19 protein-coding genes are annotated in these 24719 nt (G+C 61.4%); 14 read left to right on the top strand and 5 right to left on the bottom strand.

Features of this window, described 5'->3' with window-relative positions:
* Window positions 1-33 precede the first annotated feature (33 nt).
* The 14 genes from J4D99_RS03495 to rlmF all read left to right on the top strand — a co-directional run bounded on the left by J4D99_RS03495 (window position 34) and on the right by rlmF (window position 19735).
* Window positions 34-1038, top strand: coding sequence for a FecR family protein (locus J4D99_RS03495; protein ID WP_208130322.1), 1005 nt, complete (start codon window positions 34-36; stop codon window positions 1036-1038).
* Window positions 1039-1064: 26 nt separating this feature from the next.
* Complete coding sequence (locus tag J4D99_RS03500) at window positions 1065-4529, top strand: SusC/RagA family TonB-linked outer membrane protein (protein WP_208130323.1); 3465 nt, start codon at window positions 1065-1067, stop codon at window positions 4527-4529.
* 23 nt (window positions 4530-4552) lie between these two features.
* Window positions 4553-6034, top strand: a complete 1482-nt coding sequence (locus J4D99_RS03505; protein ID WP_208130324.1) for a RagB/SusD family nutrient uptake outer membrane protein — start codon at window positions 4553-4555, stop codon at window positions 6032-6034.
* 373 nt (window positions 6035-6407) lie between these two features.
* The gene (locus tag J4D99_RS03510; protein ID WP_370551399.1) at window positions 6408-7775 is read left to right on the top strand and encodes a glycoside hydrolase family 30 protein; all 1368 of its coding nucleotides are present in this window, start codon (window positions 6408-6410) and stop codon (window positions 7773-7775) included.
* Between the two features lie 32 nt (window positions 7776-7807).
* Window positions 7808-9280: a glycoside hydrolase family 30 protein gene (locus J4D99_RS03515; protein ID WP_208130326.1), complete on the top strand. Its 1473-nt coding sequence runs from the start codon at window positions 7808-7810 to the stop codon at window positions 9278-9280.
* A 46-nt stretch (window positions 9281-9326) separates the two neighbouring features.
* The gene (locus J4D99_RS03520; protein WP_208130327.1) at window positions 9327-10787 is read left to right on the top strand and encodes a glycoside hydrolase family 30 protein; all 1461 of its coding nucleotides are present in this window, start codon (window positions 9327-9329) and stop codon (window positions 10785-10787) included.
* Window positions 10788-10968: 181 nt separating this feature from the next.
* Window positions 10969-12276, top strand: a complete 1308-nt coding sequence (locus J4D99_RS03525) for a glycoside hydrolase family 5 protein (protein ID WP_208130328.1) — start codon at window positions 10969-10971, stop codon at window positions 12274-12276.
* Window positions 12277-12411: 135 nt separating this feature from the next.
* Window positions 12412-13467, top strand: coding sequence for an alpha/beta hydrolase (locus tag J4D99_RS03530; RefSeq protein ID WP_208130329.1), 1056 nt, complete (start codon window positions 12412-12414; stop codon window positions 13465-13467).
* A gap of 26 nt (window positions 13468-13493) precedes the next feature.
* Window positions 13494-14189 (top strand): hypothetical protein, encoded by a 696-nt coding sequence (locus tag J4D99_RS03535; RefSeq protein WP_208130330.1) that lies wholly within the window; start codon window positions 13494-13496, stop codon window positions 14187-14189.
* Between the two features lie 24 nt (window positions 14190-14213).
* The gene (locus tag J4D99_RS03540) at window positions 14214-15167 is read left to right on the top strand and encodes an SGNH/GDSL hydrolase family protein (RefSeq protein WP_208130331.1); all 954 of its coding nucleotides are present in this window, start codon (window positions 14214-14216) and stop codon (window positions 15165-15167) included.
* A 149-nt stretch (window positions 15168-15316) separates the two neighbouring features.
* Window positions 15317-15790 (top strand): hypothetical protein, encoded by a 474-nt coding sequence (locus J4D99_RS03545; RefSeq protein WP_208130332.1) that lies wholly within the window; start codon window positions 15317-15319, stop codon window positions 15788-15790.
* Between the two features lie 76 nt (window positions 15791-15866).
* Window positions 15867-18188, top strand: a complete 2322-nt coding sequence (locus tag J4D99_RS03550; protein WP_208130333.1) for a TonB-dependent receptor — start codon at window positions 15867-15869, stop codon at window positions 18186-18188.
* A 90-nt stretch (window positions 18189-18278) separates the two neighbouring features.
* Complete coding sequence (locus J4D99_RS03555) at window positions 18279-18656, top strand: heavy-metal-associated domain-containing protein (protein WP_208130334.1); 378 nt, start codon at window positions 18279-18281, stop codon at window positions 18654-18656.
* 119 nt (window positions 18657-18775) lie between these two features.
* On the top strand, window positions 18776-19735 hold the full coding sequence (gene rlmF, locus J4D99_RS03560; RefSeq protein ID WP_208130335.1) for a 23S rRNA (adenine(1618)-N(6))-methyltransferase RlmF: 960 nt from the start codon (window positions 18776-18778) through the stop codon (window positions 19733-19735).
* A gap of 56 nt (window positions 19736-19791) precedes the next feature.
* Here rlmF and J4D99_RS03565 read toward each other — a convergent pair whose 3' ends face one another.
* The 5 genes from J4D99_RS03565 to crtID form a co-directional block, all read right to left on the bottom strand.
* Entirely contained in the window at window positions 19792-20517 is a 726-nt protein-coding gene (locus J4D99_RS03565) for a fatty acid desaturase (protein ID WP_208130336.1), read from the bottom strand.
* Between the two features lie 45 nt (window positions 20518-20562).
* Window positions 20563-21417, bottom strand: a complete 855-nt coding sequence (locus J4D99_RS03570) for a 4-hydroxy-3-methylbut-2-enyl diphosphate reductase (protein ID WP_208130337.1) — start codon at window positions 21415-21417, stop codon at window positions 20563-20565.
* 100 nt (window positions 21418-21517) lie between these two features.
* Window positions 21518-21985 (bottom strand): hypothetical protein, encoded by a 468-nt coding sequence (locus J4D99_RS03575; protein ID WP_208130338.1) that lies wholly within the window; start codon window positions 21983-21985, stop codon window positions 21518-21520.
* A 170-nt stretch (window positions 21986-22155) separates the two neighbouring features.
* Window positions 22156-22998, bottom strand: coding sequence for a phytoene/squalene synthase family protein (locus J4D99_RS03580; RefSeq protein WP_208130339.1), 843 nt, complete (start codon window positions 22996-22998; stop codon window positions 22156-22158).
* Entirely contained in the window at window positions 22998-24485 is a 1488-nt protein-coding gene (crtID, locus tag J4D99_RS03585; protein WP_208130340.1) for a bifunctional phytoene desaturase/3,4-desaturase, read from the bottom strand. Before crtID ends, J4D99_RS03580 begins: the two co-directional genes overlap by 1 nt.
* Window positions 24486-24719: the final 234 nt, after the last annotated feature.

Here is a 24719-nt window from a genome sequence, read left to right on the forward strand (position 1 = left end):
GGGCTTTCTCAGCAGTACTTCCGGCGTCAGCCTATGTCTTTAGTTATTACCCAAGCCCTTGTTTCGGCCTATGCTGCCGGCACCGCTACGGCGGCCCAGGCCGAGGCCGTGCGCGCCTGGCTAGCCCAACCCGCCAACCAGCTGCTAGCCCAGCACTGGATGCAGCAGCACTGGGAGGAGTTAGCCGCCGCTCCTGCCCTAGCCCCTACCGCCGACGAGCCCGACTACGAGGCCCTGCTGCGGCGCACGCGGCTGCACCTCACGCCCGCCGCGCCGCGCCACCAGGCACCCCCGGCCTGGCGGCGCTGGGCAGCCGCTGCGGGCCTGGCCGCCACGCTGGCCGGGGGCGGCTGGGTGTATTATACCGCGCACCGCGCTCCGGCGCCGCTGGCCGTGAACACCAATTTTGGCCAGACCCGCACCATCACGCTGCCCGATGGCTCGCAGGCCATGCTCAATGGGCACTCGACGCTGCGCTACGCCGCCAGCTGGCAGCCCGACCAGCCCCGCGAGGTGTGGCTCGATGGCGAAGGCTTTTTCTCGGTGCAGCACAAGGGCTACAGCCAGCGCTTTTTGGTGCACACCACGGCCGGGCTGCAGGTAGAAGTGCTGGGGACCAAGTTTGTGGTGGCCCGCCGCCGCGACCAGACGCGCGTGGTGCTCTTGCAGGGCAAGGTGCGGGTCGAGTTTGATGACCACCAGCAGCCCGACGTTATCCTGCGCCCCGGCGAGCTCATGGAAACCCACGACGACCAGCCGGCCCTGGTGCTGCACAAAAAGGTGCACACTGCTCCTTACGCCGCCTGGAAAGACGCCCAGCTCGTGCTCGACGAAACTACCATTGCCGAGCTGGCCACCCGCCTCCACGACACCTACGGCCTCGACGTGGAGGTAACCACCCCCGAGCTCAACCGCCGCCGCGTGACGGGCACCGTGCCCGTGAGCGACCTCCCTACTCTGCTACAAGCCCTGGAAGAAACCTTCCGACTCCAGGCTACGCGCCAGGGCAACCGCCTGACGCTAGCCGAAAAAAACTAGTTTTTTAACTCTTCCCCCACCCGTTTATGCGCTCACTACTTACTCCCGTGGGTAAGCACTACTGCCGGCCCGCTTCACTAGCCGCAGGGGTACTGCTTTTGCACGCCCTGGCCACGCCGGCTTCGGCCCAGCTGCTGGCGGCTAATCTGCCCGCCCAGAGCACGCCAGCCCCCTCCCCCGCCAGCTCGGTTTCGCTCAAAGCACTGCTCAAGCAGTGGGAGGGCGAGTACCATGCTACCATCTTCTACGAGAGCAACCTGGTAGATAACAAGCGGGTGCTGGTCCCTAGCGAGCCGGCTACCTCGCTTGCCGAACGCCTGGCCGCCGTGCTGCCCCCGGCCAACCTGCAGTTTAAAGAGCTGCGTCCTAATTACTTTGTAGTAACCAGCCGCCCGGCTTCTGCTACTTCGGGTAGCGCCGCCGTAGCCCCGCAAAACGTGCCCGTGTCGGGCCGCGTAACCGATACCAAGGGCGAAGGCCTGCCGGGCGTGACGGTACTCGTGAAGGGCACCGCCATCGGCACCTCTACCGGGGCCGACGGGAGCTTCTCGCTGAGCGTGCCCGAAAACAGCACGCTGGTATTCAGCTCGATTGGCTACAAGAACCAAGAGCTAGCCGTAACCGGCGCTACCAGTACCATCGCCATTCGGCTGAGCGACGATGCGCAGTCGCTGAACGAGGTTGTGGTAGTAGGCTACGGCACCCAGACCCGCCAGGACCTTTCGACTTCGGTAGCCTCGGTGGGCGCGGCAGCCCTGGCGCGGCAGCCAGTAGCTGGCTTCGACCAGGCCTTGCAGGGCCAGGCGCCCGGTGTGCAGGTGACGACGCCCTCGGGTGCGCCCGGCGGTGGCATCAATGTGCGGATACGCGGCACGGCTACGCTTAACCTCAACGCTTCGCCGCTGTACGTGGTGGACGGGGTTCCAATACTGCCGGACTACCAGCAAGAAATCACGAACAATAGCCAGCGCATCAACCCGCTGAACACGATTAACCCCGACGACATCGAGAGCATCGATGTGCTGAAAGACGGCGCGGCGGCGGCCATCTACGGCGTGCGGGCCGCCAACGGCGTAGTGGTTATTACAACCAAGCGCGGCAAGGTAGGCCAGGCCCAGGTAGGCCTCACGGCGTACTTCGGCCGCCAGTACCTGCGCAAGAAGCTCGATGTGCTCAATGCAAACCAGTTTGCGCAGGAGTACAACCAGATTCTGACTGGTGGGGGCCTAGCCCCGGCGTTTACGGACCCCAACAACCCCGTCAACCCTGACCCTGCCGCCCCCGGCCCTTACAATACCGACTGGCAGGATGCGATATACCGCCCGGCCAACATTCAGAACTACCAGCTGAACGTGAGCGGCGGCACCGAAAAAACGCGCTACTACGTATCCGGCGGCTATTTCAATCAGCAGGGTATCAACATTAACTCGGGCTACGACCGCTACAACTTCAAAGTCAACCTGACTCAGGAGCTAAGCAAGCGCTTCCGTGTAGGCACCAACCTTAACCTGAGCCGCTCAAACACCAACAGCTCGGTGCGCTCGGAAGCGGCCGGCGCCAACGGGGGTACGGTACTGGGCGCCCTCTCACAGATTCCGACCATCCCGGTTTACAAGCCTAGCGGTATCTACGGGACTAACCCTTTCAACCAATCGGATAACCCCGTAGGCAACCTGCTCGAAACCCGGAACATAGCTATTGTGTACCAGACGGTAGGCAACATCTACGGCGAGTTTGACATTCTCCCCAACCTGCGGGCCCGTACCAACCTGGGCATTGACCTGCGCAACCAGGGCGAGAATTACTTCCAGAGCACCAACTATCCGGGCACCAGCAACTCGGCCCCGGCCACCAAGGGCCAGGCTCGGGCCGCGTCCAACACGCAGGTCATCTGGCTGAACGAGAACACGATTACCTGGAACCCAACTTTTGGCGACAAGCACCACCTGACCCTGCTAGGGGGTGAGTCGATGCAGGAGTCGTTCCGCAACACGATGGGCGCTTCCACGCAAGGCTTCACTTCCAACATTGTGCCCAATCTGGATGCGGGCTCTTCAATACTGAACCTACCCTATAGCTACGCCGACTCGTGGTCGCTGCTGAGCTACTTTGCCCGCGCCAACTACGACTACGATGGCAAGTACCTGCTGCAAGCCAGTATCCGGGCTGACGGCACGAGCCGCTTCACCAACAAATACCGCTTTGGCTACTTCCCGGCCGTGAGCGCCGCCTGGCGCGTTTCCAAGGAAGACTTCTTCCCGCAGAACACCGCCGTGAGCGACCTGAAGCTGCGCGCCAGCTTTGGGGCCAACGGCAACCAGGAAATTTATACCTACCAGCGCTTTGCGCAGTACGGCCCCTCGTATAACTACCAAGGCACCGGCAGCGGTACCAATATTGTTGGAGGCACTACCCAAACTACCATCGGCAACAACGACCTGCGCTGGGAAACCACCTACCAGTACAACGCAGGTATCGACATCGGGATGTTCAACAACCGCCTGACGTTGAACGTGGACTTGTATAACAAGCAGACCCGCGACTTGCTGCTGAGCGTGCCGATTCCGCAAAGCACGGGCGCCCAAACCTTGTCGGTGCTCCAAAACCTGGGCAGCATCCAAAACCGGGGCTTGGAGATTGGGCTGACTACTACCAATGTCGAGGCTAGCAACGGCGGCTTTGGCTGGACTACCAGCTTGAACGTGAGCGGTAACCGCAACCTCATTAAGGACCTCGGGCAACAAGCTAATGATAAGGGCGTTAGCTCTGACCGCACTATCATCAATGGTAACCAGATTTCGCAGGCGGGCCATCCGCTAGGCTCGTTCTACGGGTACCGTTCCTTAGGCATTGTGCAGAATGACGCGGAGGGCCAGGGCTACGCTACGCAGAACGGCGCCAAGCCCAAAGCCGGTGATATTCACTTTGCAGACCTCAATGGCGACGGGGTTATCAACGGGTCAGACCAAACCATCATTGGCAACCCCAACCCGAAGGCTTTTGCGGGCGTGACCAACAACTTCTCCTATAAGGGGCTAGAGCTGAGCGTATTCTTCCAGGGCCAGTTTGGCAATGAGATATACAACCAGACGCGCCAGATTCTGGAGTCGCAGTCGGACCCCAACAACCAGACGACGCGGGTACTCAACCACTGGACCCCGACCAACACGAACACCGACATTCCGCGGCCCGTGCGCTACGACCCGGCCGGCAACAACCGCTTCTCGAACCGCTGGCTAGAAGATGGCTCGTATGTGCGCCTCAAGAACGTAACGCTGGCCTACACGCTTCCGGCCGCCATTAGCAAGCACGCCGCCACTCAAAACCTGCGGGTGTATGTGACGGGCCAGAACCTGATAACCTGGACGCACTACCTGGGCTATGACCCCGAGGTGAGCGCCAACCCCTTCTCGACCACTCAGCCCGGTGTAGACTATGGCGTGTACCCGCAGTCGCGCACGTACACGGTGGGCCTCAACGCTACTTTTTAAGCTTCAGCCAGCCTAGAATTCCCATGAAAAAGTATTTTATTCCGGCGCTCGGCGCGCTGTCGCTCCTGGCGAGCTGCTCTTCTTTTCTCGACAAGCAGCCACTCGATACCATCACGCCCAACAACTTCTTCCAGAACGCCAACGATGCCGAAGCCAGCCTCACGGCCGCGTATGATGGCCTGCAGCAGAATGGCACGTACGGCCAGGATTTGATGACGATGGGCGAGATGCCCTCCGACAACTGCACCTCTACCAATGGCGACGTGAACGCCTTGGAGAAGCTTATCTGGAACTCGACCACCAGCCAGGTAGGCAACGTATACCGTTCTAACTACCTGGGGGTTAACCGGGCCAACATCGTTATCAAGTACGTGCCCACGGTGGCCATGGACACGGCCCGCCGCAGCCAGATTGTGGGCGAGGCCAAGTTCTTGCGGGCGCTCTACTACTTTAACCTGGCCCGGGCCTATGGCGGGGTGCCGCTGCGCCTGGCCCCTAGCGAAAGCGGCGCGCCCAGCGACGTAAACACGGCTCCCTCGACCCAGGACCAGGTGTATGACCAGGTGGTAACTGACTTGCAGCAGGCTATCAAGCAAATGGCCAATAGCCAAAACAACCGGGCAAGCAAGAATTCGGCCCGCGCGCTACTAGCCCGCGTGCAGCTGACGCGCCGCAACTGGGCCGCTGCCCTGGCCGCCGCCAATTCGGTAACCGGTGCCTCGCTGGCGCCTACGTTCAACGGCTTGTTCCCGGCCAAGAATCAGGCAAGTAGCACCGAGTCGCTCTTTGAGGTGCAGTTTTTTGGCAATGCCGACGGGGGCAACCTTTATCCCGACGAGATATTGCCCTCGCCGCTGGCTACGTACTCCTATCCCAAGTTCAACATTCCGACCAATGAGCTGATTGCCTTTGCTGATACCAGCCTTGCCAATGGCGACCGGCGCTGGATTAACAACGGGATAGTAACCTCAAGCACCGGCGCCCGCGTGGGCCGCAGCTACGTGAGCATCATTATCGGCTCGGGCGCCAACAACAACGACCAGGGCCCGTTCGTGTATAAGTGGCGCAGCATCGGTAACGGCTTCAACTCAGCCGACAACACCTACGTGCTGCGCTACGCCGAAACCCTGCTCACGGCCGCCGAGGCCAGCAACGAGCTGAGCGGCCCCACGGCCACCGCGCTCGTGCCGCTCAACCAAGTGCGGCAGCGCGCTGGCCTGGCGGCCCTCACTGCCGCTTCGCCCCAGGCAGCCAGCAAGGAAACCCTGCGCGCCGAAATTGACCGCCAGCGCCGCCTGGAGCTTGCCTTTGAGGGCGAGCGCTGGTGGGACCTGGTGCGCTACGCCCGCCACACGCTGGCCGACCCCACCGCCACCCACCCCGTAACGGCGTTCACCGTCATGCAACAAATGAAGGTAGCACCCGACCAGCATCTTTTAATTTTCCCCATTCCCCAGTCGGAGCTGAATTCCAATCCGCTGATAAAGCAAAACCCGGGCTACTAGCCCAGGCACTCTGGTGCAGCTTGTAGTACTCGAAATGACAGAACAAAAATCCGGATGCCAGACTTTGAACTTTCATTTTCAGCCTTTTACCTGGGTCACAACTCGCAGCCAGCGCTTTTATAGCAAGCAAAGACCTTACTGCTCTTGTCGCTTTGAGGCGGGGGTGGGAAAAGTGAAATAGTCATACTTTCCGCCTCAGAACGACACCTAGCCGGGTACTGGCGCTGCTTTCGGGCACGCCGGGCCCGGCTTTGACGGTGCCGGGCCCGGCCACTGGCTGGTGCCGTTGCCCCCACCTCATTCTTCGCCCATGAAACCCACCCGCACCGCCCGCCACCTCGTAGGCTTGGGCCTGGCCACCTGCTCGGCCTTTATGCTGCTGCCGGCCCATGCCCAGCGCCCGCCCGCCAAGGGCGGCATCACGGCCTGGGTCACCACCCCCGACCAAAGCCAGCAGCTACGCCAGCAGCCGGCCCCACTAGCCTTTGGCAAGGCCAGCCCGGCCGGTGCCGTGATTGAGATAAATGACAGCCAGCGCTTTCAAACGATGGATGGCTTTGGCTACTGCCTCACCGGGGGCAGCGCCGAGTTGCTGCACGCCCTGAGCGCACCCGCTAGGGCCAAGCTGCTGCGTGAGCTATTCGGCACCGGGCCTGGCGATATTGGCGTGAGCTATTTGCGCCTGAGCATTGGCGCCTCGGACCTCGACGCGACAGTATTCAGCTACGACGACCTGCCGGCCGGCCAGACCGACCCCACGCTGGCGCACTTTAGTCTGGCGCCCGACGAAAAGCACCTGATTCCGGTGCTGAAGGAAATTCTGGCCATTAATCCTAAGATTAAGCTGCTAGGCTCGCCCTGGAGCCCGCCGACCTGGATGAAAACCAACGATGCGAGCAAGGGCGGCTCGCTCAAGCCGGAATACTACGGCGCTTATGCTCAGTATTTTGTAAAATACATCAAGGGCATGAAGGCGGCGGGCATTCCTATCGACGCCATTACGGTGCAGAATGAGCCGCTGCACCCCGGCAATAACCCTAGCTTGCTGATGCTGGCCGAGCAGCAGGCCGAGTTCATTGGCCAGCACCTGGGGCCGGCCTTTCAGAAAGCTGGGCTGAAAACCAAGATTATCTGCTACGACCACAACGCCGATAAGCCCGAGTATCCGCTCATGGTGCTAGGTAATGCCCAAGCTAACCCCTTCGTGGACGGCTCCGCTTTCCACCTTTACGCAGGCCCCATCGAGGCGCTGAGCAAGGTGCACGACGCCTACCCTAGCAAGAATGTGTACTTCACCGAGCAGTGGACGGGCTCGAAAACCACCTTCGCCAGCAACCTCGACTGGCACGTGCAGCAGCTCGAAATCGGGGCCCCGCGCAACTGGGCCAAGGCCGTGCTGGAGTGGAACCTGGCCGCCGACCCCAACCAGAACCCGCACACACCGGGCGGCTGCACTGAGTGCCTGGGCGCCATTACGCTAGGGCCCGATGGGCAGCTCACCCGCAACGTAGCCTACTACACGGTGGCGCACAGCAGCAAGTTTGTGCGGCCCGGTGCGGTGCGCATTGGCTCCACGAGCCAGGGGGTGCTGCCCAATGTAGCCTACCGCACCCCCAGCGGCGGCCACGTGCTGGTGGTCGTCAATGACCAGACTAGCCCCCAAACCTTCGGCCTGCGCTACCAGGGCCAGACGGCGGCCGCCACCCTGCCGGCCGGCGCCGTGGCTACCTACGTGTGGTAGCTTTTTGCTGTACGCCATTCCCACCTTGTAGTATGAGTATTTCCTTCGCTGCGCGCTGGCTGAAAGCGCCGCCGGCGCTAGCCCTGCTGGCCCTGCTGGCCACTGGCTGCAAAAAAGACGATAGTGGCGGCTCGTCCCCAACCCCACCGCCACCCGTTACACCCACTACCGGAGCCTCCCAAATGGCCGTGTGGCTGACCACACCCGATAAGTCGGCCTTGTTTTACCGCCAGAAGGTGAATCTGCAGTTTGGGGCAAACACCAACTCAAACCCGACTATCGTAGTCGATACCACCCAGACCTACCAGACGATGGATGGTTTTGGGTACGCCCTCACCGGGGGCAGCGCCCAGGTAATGAGCCGCATGTCGGCCCCGGCGCGCGCCGCGCTTATCAAGGAGCTGTTTGCTACCGATAGTACCTCGCTGGGAGTGAGCTACCTGCGCATCAGCATTGGGGCCTCTGACCTTGATGCGTCGGTGTTCAGCTACGACGACGGCCCGGCCGACCCCACGCTGGCTAATTTCAGTCTGGCCCCCGACCAGGCGGCCCTTATTCCGGTGCTGAAAGAAATTCTGGCCGTGAATCCGGCCATCAAAATTCTGGGTTCGCCCTGGTCGGCGCCGCTCTGGATGAAATCGAACAACAATAGCGTGGGCGGCAGCCTCTTGCCACAGTACTACGATGCCTACGCCCGCTATTTTGTCAAATACATTCAGGGCATGCAGGCGCAGGGCATCCCTATCGACGCGGTGACGCTGCAAAACGAGCCGCTCTACGGCGGCAACAACCCGAGCATGATGATGCAGGGCAGTGAGCAGGCCGCCTTTATTAAGAACAACGTAGGCCCGGCTTTTCGGGCGGCGGGCCTCAGCACCAAGATTATAATCTACGACCACAACCCCGACAGCAACGGCCTGCAGTTTGTGTCGACGGTGCTCGGCGATGCCGGGGCTAGCCCCTTTGTCGATGGCTCGGCCTTTCACCTCTACGGCGGCAATATCGATGCGCTGACGGGCGTGCACAACGCCTTTCCGAGCAAGAACGTGTACTTCACGGAGCTCTGGACCCAGGCGCCCGGCACCAGCAGCTTCAGCGGCGACTTGGCCTTTCATGTGCAAAATCTGGAAATCGGGGCGCCGCGCAACTGGAGCCGCAACGTGCTGGAGTGGAACTTGGCCAGCGACCAGAACTTTAACCCGCACACGCCCGGCGGCTGCGACCAGTGCCTGGGGGCTGTTACCATCAACGGCGACGCCGTGACGCGCAACGTGGCCTACTACAGCGTGGCCCACGCCAGTAAGTTTGTGCGCCCCGGCTCGGTGCGCGTGGCTACCAATGTGCCCGGCAACCTCCAAAATGTGGCCTACAAAACGCCCAATGGCAAGCGCTGCCTCGTGGTGCTGAACACGAGCACCACCCTGCAAAACTTTAATATTCAGTACAAAGGCAAAGTAGTGAGCACCTCGCTCTACGGCGGCGCGGTGGCCACCTATATTTGGTAGGCGCTTTGGTGCCGGCTTTTCCCTTTTCCCACCCGTTTTCTTGTTGATGACTACCAAGCTTCTGCCGGCCGCGCTGCTGGCGGCGGCCGTCGGGATAGCCCCCGCCGCCGCCCAAACCTCCACTTCTTCCTACTCGGCTGCCGGCAAAAAGGCGCAGGTCTTTACCACCGCGCAGGGCACCAACCAGCGGCTAGCCCCGGGTGCGGCGCTCAGCTTCGCGCCCGCCGGGCAGCCGGTCGAAACGCAGGTGTGCGTGTTTGTCGACCCTAGCCACCAGTTTCAGACGCTGCTCGGCATTGGCGGGGCGCTCACCGATGCCTCGGCCGAGGTATTTGCCAAGCTGCCCAAGGCCCAGCAGCAGGAATTGCTGCAAGCGTATTACAGCCCGAGCCAGGGCATCGGCTACTCGCTGGCGCGCACCAACATTGCCAGCTGCGACTTTTCGAGCGGCAGCTACACCTACGTGGCTGATAATGATGCAAGCCTCAAGTCGTTCAGCGTCAAGCACGACGAGCAGTACAAGATTCCGCTCATAAAGCAGGCCACGGCGGCGGCGGGCGGCAAGCTTACGCTCTTTGTGAGCCCCTGGAGCCCACCGGCCTGGATGAAGACCAACCACAGCCTGCTGAAGGGCGGCAAGCTGCTGCCCGAGTTTCGCCAGCCCTGGGCCAACCACTACGTGAAGTTTATTCAGGCCTATGAGAAGATGGGGATTCCCGTCTGGGGCCTGTCGGTGCAGAATGAGCCGATGGCCACCCAAACGTGGGAATCGTGCCTCTACACGGCCGAGGAAGAGCGCGATTTTATCAAGGAATACCTCGGGCCGACCCTAGCGAAGGCCGGGCTGGGCGGCAAAAAACTCATTGCCTGGGACCACAACCGCGACCTGCTTTATCAGCGCGCCAGTACGGTGCTCGACGACCCGGCGGCCGCCAAATACGTGTGGGGCATCGGCTACCACTGGTACGAAACCTGGACCACCAGCGGCCCGCTCTTCGACAACGAGCGCCGCGTGAAAGAGGCGTTCCCCAACACCAACCTCCTCTTCACGGAGGGCTGCGTCGAGAGCTTCAAGTTTGACCAAGTGAACGACTGGAAGCTGGGCGAGCGCTACGGCAACTCGATGATAAACGACTTCAACGCCGGCACCGTGGGCTGGACTGACTGGAACATCCTGCTCGACGAAACCGGCGGGCCCAACCACGTGGGCAACTTTTGCTTCGCGCCCGTCATCGCCGACACCAAGACCGGGAAGCTGATTTATACCAATGCCTACTATTACATCGGACACTTCTCGAAGTTCGTGCGCCCCGGTGCCCGGCGCGTGGCCACCACCACCAACCGCGACTGGCTGCAAGCTACCTCCTTCCGCAATACCGACGGCAAAGTGGCCGTGGTGGTGATGAACAGCAGCGACAAGCCCCAGGAGTTTCAGCTCTGGATAAAGGGCCAGGCTGCCAGCACTACCGCCGCGCCCCACTCGATGGCCACGTACGTGATTAATTAAGTCCTCTTGACAGAAAAAGAACGTCATGCTGAGCTTGCCGAAGCATCTCTACCGCATCGCTAGGGTCACTAACCTACTGAAAGCGGCAGAGATGCTTCGGCAAGCTCAGCATGACGCTCTTTTTTAGATTCTTATCTCTGACTTAGCCTCTTCCAACACTTCCTTTTCCCACCGCGTTTCCATGCGTTTTCGTTCGCTACTTTCTTTCGCCCTGCTGGCTAGCCTGCCTGCCCTAGCCCAAACCACCGCTAGCCCCCTACTCCGCGCCGAAGGTCCCAAAATAATGGATGCCCAGCACCACGAGGTGCTACTGCAAGGCATGAACCTCGGCGGCTGGCTCTTACAGGAAGGCTACATGATGAAGCCCGGTTACGGCGGCACCCAGGGCTCGGTGAAAAAGGTGCTCTACCAGGCCAGGCTGAGCGATGCCCAGGTGGAGAAATTCTACCAGCAGTACCGCGACAACTTCATCACGAAAGCTGACATTGACTTCATTGCCCAGCAAGGCTTTAACTGCATCCGGCTGCCGCTGCACTACGACCTGTTTCTGACCCCTAGCCAGCGCGCCGTGCGCAACGGCGTGATACGCGGCACGGTGCCCTATGCCGATTACGTGGCCAAGCTCAAAGAGTGGCAGCAGAAGGGCGAGCTGTTTAAGGAGCCCGCCAGGCTCGAAGCCATCCGCGTCATCGACAGAGTGCTGGGCTGGTGCGCGGCCAACAAGCTCTACGTGGTGCTCGACCTGCACGCCGCCCCAGGCTCGCAGGGCACCGATTCGAATATCGCCGACGCCCTGCAAACCAACGACTTCTGGAAGGAGCCGGTGTACCAGGAAATAACCAATGGCCTGTGGGCCGCGCTAGCCCGCCGCTACAAGAACGACGGCCGCATTGCCATGTACGACCTTATCAATGAGCCCAATAACGTGCCCGGCGGCAACCCGCCCATCCAGGCCATGTTTGAGAAGCTCATTAACACGGTGCGGGCCGAGGGCGACCAGCATTTGCTCTTACTGGAGGGCAACGGCTTTGGCAACAACTACAACGGCATCGAGAAAAAGAGCTTCACGCACCAGGAAAACCTGGTGTATAACTCGCACCGCTACAGCATCTTGCCTAAGTATCCGCTTAGCAATGCGGTGGACGCCAGCAACCCCGATGCCAACCAGCTCGGCGCCATCGCCAACCTCGTAAAATTCCGCGAAGCCCAGCAGGTACCCGTGTGGGTAGGCGAAACCGGCGAAAACTCGCCGCAGTGGATGGGCGAGGCCGCGCACAACCTCAACAGCGTGGGCATCGGCTGGTGCAACTGGACCTACAAGCGCTTCAACGACAAGCCCATTGCTGCGCTGCTGCGCATCAAGCCGCCCTACCCCGTTGATGTCAAGAGTGCCGCCGACCTGCCGGTTATTCTGGAAGATATCAAGTTTAAGAACTGCATCCAGAACCCCGACGTGATTGCAGCGCTGAAAGCAGAGTTGAAGAAGTAATCCTGCTAACTGACGTCCACCATTCCCAAAACGGCGGTCATGCTGAGGGAGGAGGCAGCTTATCACGCCTGAGTTCATTTAACCCTGATAAGCTGCCTCGCAAGCTCAGCATGACAGCCGTTTCTAGTTAATTTTATGTACATCAAGCCACTAGCGCTCTTATTAGCAGTCTTTTTGGCTAGCCTCCGCTTGGCCGCTCAGACAGCACCAGCCGGGCACGTAGTGGTGACGCACCTCGACTCGAAACTACTCCACGGCAACCCCGGCGGCGAAAACCCGCGCCGCCGGGTGAGCGTGTACCTGCCCGCTGGCTACGAGGCCAGCCCCAGCCAGCATTACCCGGTGCTGTACTACCTGCACGGCTTTACCTGGAATGACAGCCTGATTTTCAACCAGGATGGCATGAAGACTCTGCTCGACCAAGCTATTGCGGCCGGGCAAATCCGCCCGCTTATCGTGGTCGTGCCCGACGAGCAAACCCGCTTCGGCGGCAGTTGGTACACCAACTCGGCCACCAACGGGCCCTGGGCCGACTTCACCGCCCGCGAGCTCATTGCTTTCATTGACAAGCAATTTCGCACCCTGGCCAAGCCGGGCAGCCGGGGGCTAGCCGGCCACTCCATGGGCGGCGGAGGCACGGTGCGGCTAGCTCTGGCCTACCCCGGCACCTGGGCCGCTGTCTACGCGCTGAGCCCGGCTTTTCTGGGGCCGCACCCCAGCTACCTGCCCGGCCCCGGCGTGGGCCCGGCTCTGCGTGCCACTAGCGCGGCCGAGGCGCAGCGCGTCCATACTACCCTAGCGGCAGTTTCGCTGGCCCGCGCCTTCTCGCCCAACCCCAAGGCCACGCCATTCGGGGCCAATTTCCCGGGTTCGCTCGGAGCCGACAGCCTGGCCCGGCGCGATGCCGTGCTGGCTCGCTGGGTATTGGCTTCGCCCCTCTACACGCTGCCCATCCACCCGGCGGCGCTGCGCCAGCTGCGGGCGTTTGCCTTCGACTGGGGCGCGCAGGATGAGGTAAAGCACATTCCGCCCACCTGCCGCCAGTTCAGCAACTTGCTGGCCGTCTATGGTATCCAGCATACGGCTGAGGAATACGAGGGCACCCACGGCAGCCGCATCATGGGTTCGACCGGGCGGGTGTACCAGCAGGTGCTGCCGTTTTTTAATAAGCACTTGGATTTCAGCCCCTAGCCAGGCAGCCGGGGCTACCTTGCTGCATGCGTTATCGCTCGATACTTTTTCTAGTTGCGGTGGTAATGGGCGCGGCTCCGGTTGCCAAGGCCCAAACCAAGCCGCCTACCCACGCCATTGAGCGGCCGGTGCCGCTGGGGCCCGTGCAGGTGATGGCCTCGCACTTGCGCCACCGGGTACTGGGTAATTCCAGCAACGCCCAACAGCCTTTTTTCTGGCCCGATTATACGGAACCGGGTAACCAGTTTGGCCAGGGCATACACCTTAAGCAGCCGGGCTGGCTGGAGGCCGTGTCGTTTCATGTGGCGGCGTGCAGCTACGACAGCCTTTTTTTGCGCATCCACGTGTATGCGCTCGCCCAAGGGTTTCCCGGCGCTGCGCTGCTACCCCAGCTGGTGGCGGTGCGGCTAGCCCGGGCCAGCCTAGCCAACCGGGTGGTGCTCGACCTGCGGCCCTACCACGTCTGGCTCAGCGGCGATGCGGTAGTAGCCCTGGAAATACTGCGCGCGCAAGGCTCTGGCACGCTCACGTTTTCGGCCGCCAGAGTGCCAGGGCCCCTCTACGTTATTGACCTACCTGGCAGCGGTGCTAACCGCAATTTTCCGCCCCGCGGCACTGCCCGCCAACCTTTATTTTGGCAGCAGAGCCCTACTACGACCTGGCGCAAGGCCACTACCTTCAGCCTTGGTATTGATGCCACCGTTTTACAGGTTGCCAATTAGTCTCGTTTTTTTCCTGCCTCGCTAATGTTTCTTCGTATTTCCTTCGCTACGCTAGCAGCCGCTTTGCTTCCTGCTGCTACCATTGCGCTTGTAGCACGCCCCACAGCGCCGCCCCAGAAGCCGACCGTTATTCTCTTCGTAGGCAACAGCTTTTTCCACGGCGCCTTCGAGCCAGTGCTGAGCTACAATGCCGCGGCCATCGCCGACGAGAACTTTAAACCCAATCGCACCGGCCAACGGCGCCGCCAGTACGAGCACGAGCAGGGGCCGTGGGGCGGCATCCCCGGCATTTTCAAGAAGCTGACTGATGAGGCGGGGCTGAACTACGAAGTGCATTTGGAAGCCATTAGCGGGCAAACGCTGAAGTTTCACTACGACAGCGCGCTGGCCGTTATTCAGCAGCCGAAGTGGGATAAGGTGATACTGCACGACTACAGCACTGGGCCGGTGCCGGCGCGCCATAGCGGCCAGCCAGCGCGTTTTTTCGAGTACGCCACTAAGCTCGAGCAGGCCGTGCACACCGCTAGCCCCCACGCCAAGGTGTACCTCTACCAGACTTGGGCGCGGGCCGACCTTACCTACCCAACCGACAAAGCCTACACCGGCCTGCCCCTCGACTCGATGACCACCGACCTGCACCGCGCCTACTACCAGGAAGTCGCGCAGGACAAAAACTTCGCGGGCGTGGCCCCAGCCGGCGATGCCTGGCTGCGTGCCGTGCGCCAAGGCGTAGCTGACCCTAACCCTTACGACACCGCCGAGCCCGGCAAAGTAGACCTCTGGGGCCGCGACCACTACCACCCTAGCGCCTACGGTGCCTACCTCAACGCCTGTGTGGTGCTGGCCGAAGTAACCGGCTACGACCCCCGCAAGCTCGGCGCCAAAGAGCAAGCCGCCGCTAGCCTCGGCATCGCGCCAGAAGTAGCCGTAAAGCTCCAAAAAGTCGCCTACGAGCAAGTTAAGGCCGCCAAGAAGTAGCGCGGACTTTCAGTCCGCGAATGCGAACGATTCAATAGCTAGGCAGGCGTTTGCGGACGGAAAGTCCGCGATACAGCGAAATCCTACACCCTGCGGCCCGCTGATTTGCACGCAAGTAGCAAGTCGGCGGGCCGTATCTTTGTGGAGCTATGCCACACCCCCTCCCCTACCGTCACCGTTTGCTGAGTGCCTTGCTGGCCCTGCTGGTGCTGGCTACGTCGGTGGGCCTCACGGCCGAGCGGCACCGCTGCCGCATCAGTGGGCGCAGCACCATAGCCCTTAGCCTGCCCGGGCTGGCTAGCCACGACGAGGAAGCTGCGACTAGCTCCACCAAGCCCGGCCGCCCTTGCGGAAAGCGCCGCGCTGATGGCTGCTGCGATGTCAGCCACCTGCACCACAAGCTCAGCGCCCAAAGCGCCGACGCAGGGCTAGCCAAGTGGCTGCCTGAGCCGCCCGCGCACCTGCCGCCCGCTTTGCTGCCCGAGCCGGTGTGGGCAGGCTTCCCGGCGTTGGCACCCCTGGCGGCCAGCGTGGCCATAGGCACAGCCGCCAATTCGTCGCCGCCCGGCGTGCCGCGGGCGGGGCGCGTGCTGCTCACGCGGCACTGCACGCTGGTAGTCTAGCTTTTTCTGAAAACCGCAAGTCCGGGCGGCGAAGCCTGGCCGTATGTTTTCCCGAAAAAGCTAATTATCAGACACCATGAGCTTACCTAGCGGGATTAGCCCGCGCTTCATCCTGTTACTTCTCGGCAGCTTGCCGCTGCTGGCCCGCGCTCAAAGTGGCGCCGCTGTGCGCGGCGAGGTACGCGAAACCGGCGGCTCGGCTAGCCCCGTGCCCGGCGCCGTCGTGCGCTGGCTGTTGCCAGGCGGAGCTAGCGGCCCCACCACTACCACCGACGGGGCCGGCGTCTTCACCCTCCCCTTCCCGGCCCAGGCCAAACCGCGCCTCGTTGTGAGCGCCGTGGGCTACACCGCCGATACGCTGGCCGTGCCCACCACCGGCACGCCCTACCTGCGCGTGAGCCTGCGCGGCGGCACGGCACTGAACGAAGTGACCGTAACGGCGAAAGCCCTCTCGTATTCGGCCAAGTCGGTGAGCAGCCTGCAAACCATCAGCGCCCGCGACCTTACTAAGTCGGCCTGCTGCAACCTGGCCGAGAGCTTCGAGACCAACGCCGCCGTGGAGGTGAGCACCGCCGACGCCGTGAGCGGCGCCAAGCAGATTCAGCTACTAGGGCTCGACGGGGCGTATTCGCTGCTTACCATTGACAACCAGCCGGCCCTGCGTGGGCTGTCGGCGCCCTACCGGCTAGGGTACCTGGCGGGCCCCTGGATTGGCAGCATCGACATCATTAAGGGCACTGGCTCGGTGGTGAATGGCTACGAAGGCATCTCGGGCCAGGTGAACGTGCAGCTCAAGGAGCCCGACCTCACCGACCAGCTCTTGCTGAATGCCTACGTGAATGACCTCGGCAAATTTGACCTCAACGCCGTGGCCTCGCAGCGCTTCAACAAGAAGTGGAGCAATGTGCTGCTGCTCCACAACGACCACCTCAGCAACCGCGTGGACCGCAACGGCGATGGCTTCCTCGACCTGCCCCTAGCCACCCAGTTCAACGGCTACGACAAGCTGAAGTACAAGTCGGGCACCGGCCTGGTGGCCGAATTGGGCGTGGGCGCCATCCACGAAACGCGCCAGGGCGGCCAGCTGAACTTCCGCGAAAACGAGGCCGACGCCTACCGCACGGCCTACGGCACCACCCAAACCACCAACCGCTACACGGCCCAGGCGCGCACCTCCTACACCTGGCCCGGCCGGCCCTTCCAAAGCCTGGGCTTGCTGGTGAATGGCACGAGCCACGACTTTACCTCTACGTATTCTTTTCGCCAGGACAGCGGCCCGCGCCTCTACAACGGCCATCAGAATACCGGCCAGGCCACGCTGCTTTTCCAAAGCGTGATTGGCGACACCCGGCACACCTACCGCACGGGCCTGAGCTTCTTGTACGACGACTACCGCGAGCAGCTCAGCAACGGCGACACGCCGGCACTGCTGGCCGCCAGCACGCACCTGCTGCGCACCGAGCGCGTGCCCGGCGCCTTTGCCGAGTACACCTACGCCAACACCCGCAACCTGACGGTGGTAGCTGGCCTGCGCACCGACTACCACAACCTCTATGGCTGGCAGGTCACGCCGCGCTTCAACCTCAAGTATGACGTGCGCCCGGCTACCTCGCTGCGATTGTCGGCCGGCCGCGGCTTCCGGGTGCCCAACCCCATTGCCGACAACGCGGCCATGCTAGCCAGCGCCCGGCAGTACTACATCGCGCAAAATATTCAGCCCGAAAAGGCATGGAACCTGGGCGGCTCACTCACGCAGTATTTCCAGGTGCTGGGCCGGCCTGCTACGCTGGTGGTCGACTACTACAACACCATCTTTCAGAACCAGTTGGTGGCCGATATGTACACCACGCCGCAGTACATTATTCTGGATAACCTGACGCCAGGCACCCGCTCCTTCGCCCGTAGCGCGCAGGCCGAGGTACAGGCCGAGCCCCTCAAAGGCCTGCAAGTAAAAGCTGCCTACAAGTGGCTCGATGTGCAAAGCACCTACGCCGGTCAGCTCTTGCCCAAGCCCCTCACGCCCCAAAACCGCGCCTTCCTGAACCTGGGCTACGCCTCGGCCTTCGATAAGTGGCGCGCCGACCTCACGGTGCAGTGGTACGGCGAGCGCCCGCTAGCCCACCTGCCCGCCGATGGCGTGGGTGGTGGCCACGCGCACGGCACCGGCACCGCCGGCCTCGAATACGCCCCGCGCTACGCGGCGCTCAACGCCCAGCTCACCCGCGCCTTTAAGCGCCTGGAGGTGTACGTGGGCGTCGAAAACCTCACCAACTACCGCCAGCCCGACCCCATCCAAAACGCCGCTACGCCCTTCAGCTCGGGCTTTGATGCGGCCATGGTGTGGGGCCCCGTGTATGGCCGCCTCACCTATGCCGGCCTGCGCTACCGCATCGACTAGACCACCTGCTTGCTTCGCTCGCGCACGAAGCAGAAGCTTCGCGCTACTCTTTTTCGCAACTTATTTTCCGTTTAATTCATTTTCAATCTTATGAAAGCTTTTGCATTTTCTCTGCTCACGCTGTTGAGCTTTGCTGGCACCGCTGCCCAGGCACAGACTGCCCCCGTAGCCGCCGCTAGCCCCGCCAAAAAAGGCACCGAAATGGTGCAGTTTAAGACGTCGGCTGTGTGCGACATGTGCAAGGCGCGCCTCGAAAAGAGCCTGGCCTACGAAAAAGGCGTACAGGCTGCCACCCTCGACGTGCCTAGCAAAGTCCTCACCGTGACCTACAACCCGGCCAAAACCAGCGCCGAAGTGCTGCGCACCGCCGTACAGAAAACTGGCTATGACGCCGACAACGTGACGGCCGATGCCCGCGCCTACGACCGCCTGCCCGAGTGCTGCAAAAAAACGACCGGCACCCACTAGCCGTTGCGTTAGGCGCAACCTAGCCGTTTCATACCGACTTTTGTAGCTGGCACCGCTGCCGGCTGCTACCCCTAGCAGGCCGCCCACCCAGGCGGCCTGCTTGCTTTTTTGCTTATCCCATGAAAAAAACACCTCCCGCCTCGCCCGCCGACAAAGACCAGCTGCACCCGCGCAACCGCCACCGCGGCCGCTACGATTTTGCGCAGCTCGTGCAAAGCAGCCCCGCGCTAGCCCCCTTTGTGCGGACCAACGAGTTTGGCGATACCTCCATCGACTTTGCCGACCCGGCCGCCGTGAAGGCGCTCAACCAGGCATTGTTGCGGGAGTTCTACGGGGTCGATACCTGGGATATTCCGGCGGGCTACCTGTGCCCACCCATCCCCGGCCGGGCCGATTACCTGCACTACCTGGCCGACTTGCTGGCCGAGAACAACGGCGGCAAAATACCCACCGGCCGCACCGTGCGCGTGCTCGATATCGGCGTGGGCGCCAACTGCATCTACCCCATCCTGGGGCACCGCGAGTACGGCTGGCGCTTTGTGGGCGCCGATACCGACCCCGTAGCTCTGAACGCCGCTAAGCAGCTAGTGGCTGCCAACTCAGGCCTAACCGGCGCCATCGACTGCCGCCTACAGGCCGACCCCAAGCACATGCTGGTAGGCGTCATGAAGTCCGGCGAGGTCTTCGACGCGACTATTTGCAACCCACCCTTCCACGGCTCGGCCGCAGAAGCGGCGGCGGCCACCCAGCGCAAAACGGCCAACCTCAGCGGCAACCGCCGGGCGGCGCCCAACCTCAATTTTGGTGGGCAAAGCAATGAGCTATGGTACCCCGGCGGCGAAGAAGCCTTTCTGCGCCAGCTTATTGCCGAGAGCAAGCAATTGCCACGGGCTAGCACGTGGTATACCTCACTCGTGTCTAAAAAAGCGTCGCTAATCAGCGCCCACTACTTTCTCAAGCAGGCCGAGGCGTTGCAGGTCAAAACCATCGAGATGGCGCAGGGTCAAAAGAAAAGTCGTTTCGTAGCCTGGTCCTTTCTCACCGAGGAGGAAATAACGGCCCGGCTAGCCAAAAAGTAGCGCGAACTTTCAGTCCGCGCGTGGCAACGGTGCTATTCGCGGACTGAAAGTCCGCGCTACTTGGTGCGCCACAGGCGCCACCACGGCAGGTAGGGCTGGTCGTGGTGCTCGTAGTGGTAGCCGAAAAAATAGCAGCTCACGAAGGCCCACACGTGGTGTCGCAATTGGCTGCGCGACTTGTGCTTATTGTCGGCCTCGTGCTCGCCGCGGTGCGGCAGGTAGGTACCAAAAAAGAACAATTGCAACGTAGCCAGCACGGCCGGCACCATCCAGAAGGCGATGACATTGGCCTGAGGAAACCAGAGCTTGAGCACGTTGTAGGTGGCGGCCATCAGCAGCACCTGCCACCAGGTCACGTAGTTCCAGGCGAAGCGGGCTAGCCAGGGTAGAAAGCCGGGGTGGTCGGTGGGGTGAAAATCGGGGTCGGCTTCGGTGCCCACGTGGCGATGGTGGTCATGGTGCTTGGGCAGCTGCCGCGGAAACCAATTGTAGGCAAACAGCAGCGCGCACACCGTGCCAATGGCATTATTCACCCGCTTATTAGGGCTCACTACGCCGTGCATGGCATCGTGCGCCGTGATGTAAAGCCCGGTGTATAAGTGCGTTTGCAGCAGCGCCAGCAGGTAGGGTACCGGCGAGTGCCAGTCGGGCCGGTAGAAGCCCAGCAAAAACGTGAGCAACCCGCCCCACGCCGCCAGAATAAGCAGCGCCGAAATCACGCCTTTGCGGCCAATCGGCGCGGGCGCAACCCTGGCAATAATCGGATGGTTGAGCGTTTGCATTAGCGTACTAACTATTGCCGAGCGCGGAGAGTTTGGGCACCGGCTTTAAAAACGCTCTAGCGCGTCGCGCACCTGTTCCATCAGCCACATGGGCGTGCTGGTAGCCCCGCAAATCCCCACCGATTGCCCCGGCTGAAACCAGCTAGGGCATAGTTCTTCGACTTTCGACACAAAGTGCGTCTGCTGATTGGTATCCTTGCACACCTGGTAGAGCACCTTACCATTCGAGCTCTTGGTGCCCGATACGAATACAATCTGGTCGAACTGGGCCGAAAAGCGGCGCAATGCCTCGTCGCGGTTGCTCACCTGCCGGCAGATAGTATCGTTCGCATTCACCTGGAAGCCGCGCTCTACCAACTCATTCTTAATGCGATAGAAAGAGTCGGTGCTTTTGGTAGTCTGGCTGTAGAGGGTAATATTTTCGGGCAGCTCGTGGCGCAGCAACTCGTCGAGATTCTCAAATACGATGGCCTCGCCACTGGTTTGGCCTAGCAGGCCCACCACCTCGGCATGGCCGTGCTTGCCGTAGATAAATATTTTTTCGCGGCGGTCGAAGCTGGCCTTGATGCGGTTCTGAAGCTTGAGCACCACGGGGCAGCTGGCATCAATGAGCGTCAGGTTGTTTTCCATGGCCCGCTGGTAAGTGCTCGGCGGCTCGCCGTGCGCCCGGATGAGCACCGCCTCGTCGCGCAGCTGGTTGAGCTGGTCGTGGCCGATAATGCGTAAGCCCTTATTTTCCAAGCGCTGCACTTCTTCGTCGTTGTGCACAATGTCGCCCAGGCAGTACAAGTACCCCTGCTCGGCGAGCAAGTCCTCGGCCATCTGAATGGCGTAAATGACGCCAAAACAGAACCCCGAGTTGGGGTCGATACGAACGCTGAGGTGCAAACCGGACTGCATACCGCGAAGCTAACTCTTAAGTGGTAGTTAAGGTTGCCGTCGGTGAAGGTATTTCTTAGCCAGCGCGGTTTTATCCAACTCGTTAGCGCTGGCTAGCTGCCTAGCTTTTCACCTGGGCCAGGCGCTGCGCATCGGCCTCGCTCAGGTGCCCGCGCCCCACCAGAAAGCCGCGCACGGTTTGGAAGGCCTCAGCATCCAGGCCCGAGCCAGGATGCTGCAGCGTGGCATTCAGCAAAAATGCTTTGTCTTCGTCTACGTGCTTGCTCAGACCCAGGAAGGGCGGCAGGTTGCTTTCCACCGAAAAGCGCAAAAAGCGAATTTCGGCATTATTGCTATCCAGGCCAACGGCCTGGTCAAAGGTTTTGGCAGCCTGCTGCACGTAGGTGAGCTTATTGAGCATCGACGCATCGCGGGCTTTAATAGCCTCAGAGGCAGCCTTATACCCTAGCACCAGGGCATCCTGGCCGGCGTAGTCGCGCAGCAGATTGTAAAATTTTTCGCCGGCTTCTTTGCCGGCAGCGGCTTGCTCGTAGTGGCGGCGCAGGGTAGCCGGCTGGAGAGAGGACATAGAGGAGGTACGTAGGGGAGGCCGACCCGTTGCCGCGCCGGAAGCTGCTGGCAGCGCGCTCAGCAGAGCAAGAACAAGCAGTCGTTTCATGGGTGCAAAGCTAGAGACCACGCGAGTAGTCGCGCAGCCCCTGCCAACGCCGCCGAGCCGGTTTCAGTGCCCTAGCCGCGCTACACGGCCCGCAGCCGAAAGCGCAGCCACGAGCCCAGCAGCAGCAGCAGCTTGGTGTTGTCGGGCAGGCGCACGCGCTCGGCCAGCACCTGCGTAGCCGGGGCCTGCCGTAGCTTGTGAAATAGCTTAAGGTAGTAGATATAAGCCAGATAGACCCCTAGCCGGGCCGTGCGCGGCAGCCGCAGAATGCCCTCATAGGCAGCCTCAAAGTCGGCCCGAATGTCGGCCTCTACCGCCTGCTTGGCGGCGTCGTCAAATTGCTCGTAGCGCAGGCCGGGGAAGTACACCCGCCCCCGCTCCTCGTAGTCGGAGCGGATATCGCGCAGGAAATTCACCTTCTGAAATGCGGCCCCCAGCCGCCTGGCCGGCGCACGCAGCTGCTCAAATAGCGCCGGCTGGCCCTGGCAAAACACGCGCAGGCACATCAGCCCCACCACTTCGGCCGAGCCATAGATATACTGCTCGTACAGCTCCTGGCGGTAGCTGCGGTCTTCGAGGTCCATTTCCATGCTCCGCAGAAAGGCATCAATGAACTCGTGGTCAATCTGATACGCATTCACCGCCCACTGAAAGGCATGCAGCACGGGGTTCAGGCTGAAACCCGCCGCGATGGCCGCGTAGGTATCGCGCTCAAACTCGGCCAGCAGCGCCGCCTTGTCCTGGCTGTGGAAGGTGTCCACGATTTCATCGGCCCAGCGCACAAAGCCGTACACCGCATAGATAGCCCGGTGCAAAGACTGGTCTAAGGTGCGGATACCCAGCGAGAATGACGTGCTATAGCGCCGCGTAATGAGCTGCGCGCACGCCAGGCTGGTGTCGGTAAAAAGGGCTTCGTGGTCCATTACTTTTTGATTTCCTTCAGTACCTCGCCCGCTACCACCTGGCCCGAAATGAGCGAGGGCGGCACCCCCGGCCCCGGCACCGTCAGCTGGCCCGTAAAGTACAAGTTATCAACTTTCTTGCTCTTAAGCGTGGGTTTCAGAATGGCGGTCTGCTTTAGCGTATTGGCCAAGCCGTAGGCGTTGCCCTTAAACGAGTGATAATCGCTCACGAAGTCGCGGTGCGCATAGCTGCGCTTATACACCACGTGCTCCCGAATGGTGTGGCCGCAGTGCTTTTCCAGCCTATCCATCAGCAGGTTGTAATACTTTTCGCGAGTAGCCTCGGGGTCGGCGAGGTCGGGCGCCACCGGAATGAGCAAAAACAGGTTTTCCTGGCCCTCGGGGGCTACGGTGGGGTCGGTTTTGCTGGGTACCGAGGCGTAGAACAGCGGCCGGCTAGGCCATTGCGGCGCCTCATAAATCTCGTGGGCATGCCGGCTGAAATCCTCGTCAAAAAACAGATTATGGTGCAGCAGCTTTGCCAGCTTGCGGTTTACGCCCAGATAAAAGAGCAGCGACGAGGGCGCCATGGTGCGCGAATCCCAGTAAGCCGGCGAGTAGTGCCGGTGCTCGGGGGCTAGCACCTGCTGCTCAATGTGGTGATAGTCAGCCCCGGCCACCACGGCGCTGGCCGGCCAGAAGCCACTGGCCGTGCGCACGCCGGTGGCATGGCCCTGTTCAACCACGATTTCGCTTACCTGCTGGTTGTATTCGATTTTGACCCCTAGCTCCTCGGCCACGGCCACCATGCCGCGCACTATCTGGTGCATGCCCCCCTTAGGGTACCAGGTGCCGAGCGCGAGGTCGGCGTAGTTCATAAGCGAGTACAGGGCCGGCGTATTCTCGGGCGTGGCTCCCAGAAACAGTACCGGAAACTCGATGAGCTTGAGCAGCTTGGGATGGCTGAAAAACTTGCGCGCGTGCTTGGCCATGCTTTGCAGCAGGTCGAGCCGCACGGCGCCTTTCACGATTTCCCAGTCGATAAACTCGGTAACCGAGCGGCTGGGCAGGTGCACAAATTTGTTGATGCCAACGTCATACTTGTACTTGGCCTGGGCCAGAAACTCGTCGAGCCGCGCGGCGCTGCCCGGCTCCAGGCTTTCAAAGAGTTGACGCAGGGCGGGCAGGCTAGCGGGGATATCCACCGCGTCGTCGCCCTCAAAAATCACCTGGTACGACGGGTCGAGGCGCACCAGCTCGTAGTAGTCGGCCACGCGCTTGCCAAAGCGCCGGAAGTACTGCTCAAACACATCGGGCATCCAGTACCAGCTAGGGCCCATGTCGAAGGTAAAGCCCTCAGCTTCAAACACCCGCGCCCGTCCACCGGGCCCGCTGTTCTTTTCGAGCAAGGTGACTTGCCAGCCAGCCTGCGCCAGCGTAGTAGCCGCCGCAAGGCCGGCAAAGCCTGCGCCGATAACAACGGCCGTGGGAGAAGCAGAAGAAGCCAACTGGGAATCTGACGAGGTTAAGTCTCGCAAGCTACAATACGGCCCCGGACTTTGTTTGGGCAGGCTGCCAGCAGCCAGCGGCAGGCAATGGCCTTTTTGAGGGACTGAGGCGCGATTTTAAAACTCTTTTATATATCGCATAAATCGTTCACAATCAAATTTATAAATACTAATCCATAATTCAGTCAAAGTCTGAGGGAAACAAGAATACGCTTGTTCGCGGCAGGGCCGACA

This window comes from Hymenobacter sp. BT559 (assembly GCF_017571525.1).
Classification (GTDB): Bacteria; Bacteroidota; Bacteroidia; order Cytophagales; family Hymenobacteraceae; genus Hymenobacter; species Hymenobacter ginsengisoli.

What these genes read in the sequence shown, in the direction of transcription:
- J4D99_RS03495 (WP_208130322.1), top strand. Translation starts at nt 34, where the DNA reads ATGTCTTTAGTTATTACCCAAGCCCTTGTTTCGGCCTATGCTGCCGGC.
- J4D99_RS03500 (WP_208130323.1), top strand. Translation starts at nt 1,065, where the DNA reads ATGCGCTCACTACTTACTCCCGTGGGTAAGCACTACTGCCGGCCCGCT.
- J4D99_RS03505 (WP_208130324.1), top strand. Translation starts at nt 4,553, where the DNA reads ATGAAAAAGTATTTTATTCCGGCGCTCGGCGCGCTGTCGCTCCTGGCG.
- J4D99_RS03510 (WP_370551399.1), top strand. Translation starts at nt 6,408, where the DNA reads ATGCTGCTGCCGGCCCATGCCCAGCGCCCGCCCGCCAAGGGCGGCATC.
- J4D99_RS03515 (WP_208130326.1), top strand. Translation starts at nt 7,808, where the DNA reads ATGAGTATTTCCTTCGCTGCGCGCTGGCTGAAAGCGCCGCCGGCGCTA.
- J4D99_RS03520 (WP_208130327.1), top strand. Translation starts at nt 9,327, where the DNA reads ATGACTACCAAGCTTCTGCCGGCCGCGCTGCTGGCGGCGGCCGTCGGG.
- J4D99_RS03525 (WP_208130328.1), top strand. Translation starts at nt 10,969, where the DNA reads ATGCGTTTTCGTTCGCTACTTTCTTTCGCCCTGCTGGCTAGCCTGCCT.
- J4D99_RS03530 (WP_208130329.1), top strand. Translation starts at nt 12,412, where the DNA reads ATGTACATCAAGCCACTAGCGCTCTTATTAGCAGTCTTTTTGGCTAGC.
- J4D99_RS03535 (WP_208130330.1), top strand. Translation starts at nt 13,494, where the DNA reads ATGCGTTATCGCTCGATACTTTTTCTAGTTGCGGTGGTAATGGGCGCG.
- J4D99_RS03540 (WP_208130331.1), top strand. Translation starts at nt 14,214, where the DNA reads ATGTTTCTTCGTATTTCCTTCGCTACGCTAGCAGCCGCTTTGCTTCCT.
- J4D99_RS03545 (WP_208130332.1), top strand. Translation starts at nt 15,317, where the DNA reads ATGCCACACCCCCTCCCCTACCGTCACCGTTTGCTGAGTGCCTTGCTG.
- J4D99_RS03550 (WP_208130333.1), top strand. Translation starts at nt 15,867, where the DNA reads ATGAGCTTACCTAGCGGGATTAGCCCGCGCTTCATCCTGTTACTTCTC.
- J4D99_RS03555 (WP_208130334.1), top strand. Translation starts at nt 18,279, where the DNA reads ATGAAAGCTTTTGCATTTTCTCTGCTCACGCTGTTGAGCTTTGCTGGC.
- rlmF (WP_208130335.1), top strand. Translation starts at nt 18,776, where the DNA reads ATGAAAAAAACACCTCCCGCCTCGCCCGCCGACAAAGACCAGCTGCAC.
- J4D99_RS03565 (WP_208130336.1), bottom strand. Translation starts at nt 20,517, where the DNA reads ATGCAAACGCTCAACCATCCGATTATTGCCAGGGTTGCGCCCGCGCCG.
- J4D99_RS03570 (WP_208130337.1), bottom strand. Translation starts at nt 21,417, where the DNA reads ATGCAGTCCGGTTTGCACCTCAGCGTTCGTATCGACCCCAACTCGGGG.
- J4D99_RS03575 (WP_208130338.1), bottom strand. Translation starts at nt 21,985, where the DNA reads ATGTCCTCTCTCCAGCCGGCTACCCTGCGCCGCCACTACGAGCAAGCC.
- J4D99_RS03580 (WP_208130339.1), bottom strand. Translation starts at nt 22,998, where the DNA reads ATGGACCACGAAGCCCTTTTTACCGACACCAGCCTGGCGTGCGCGCAG.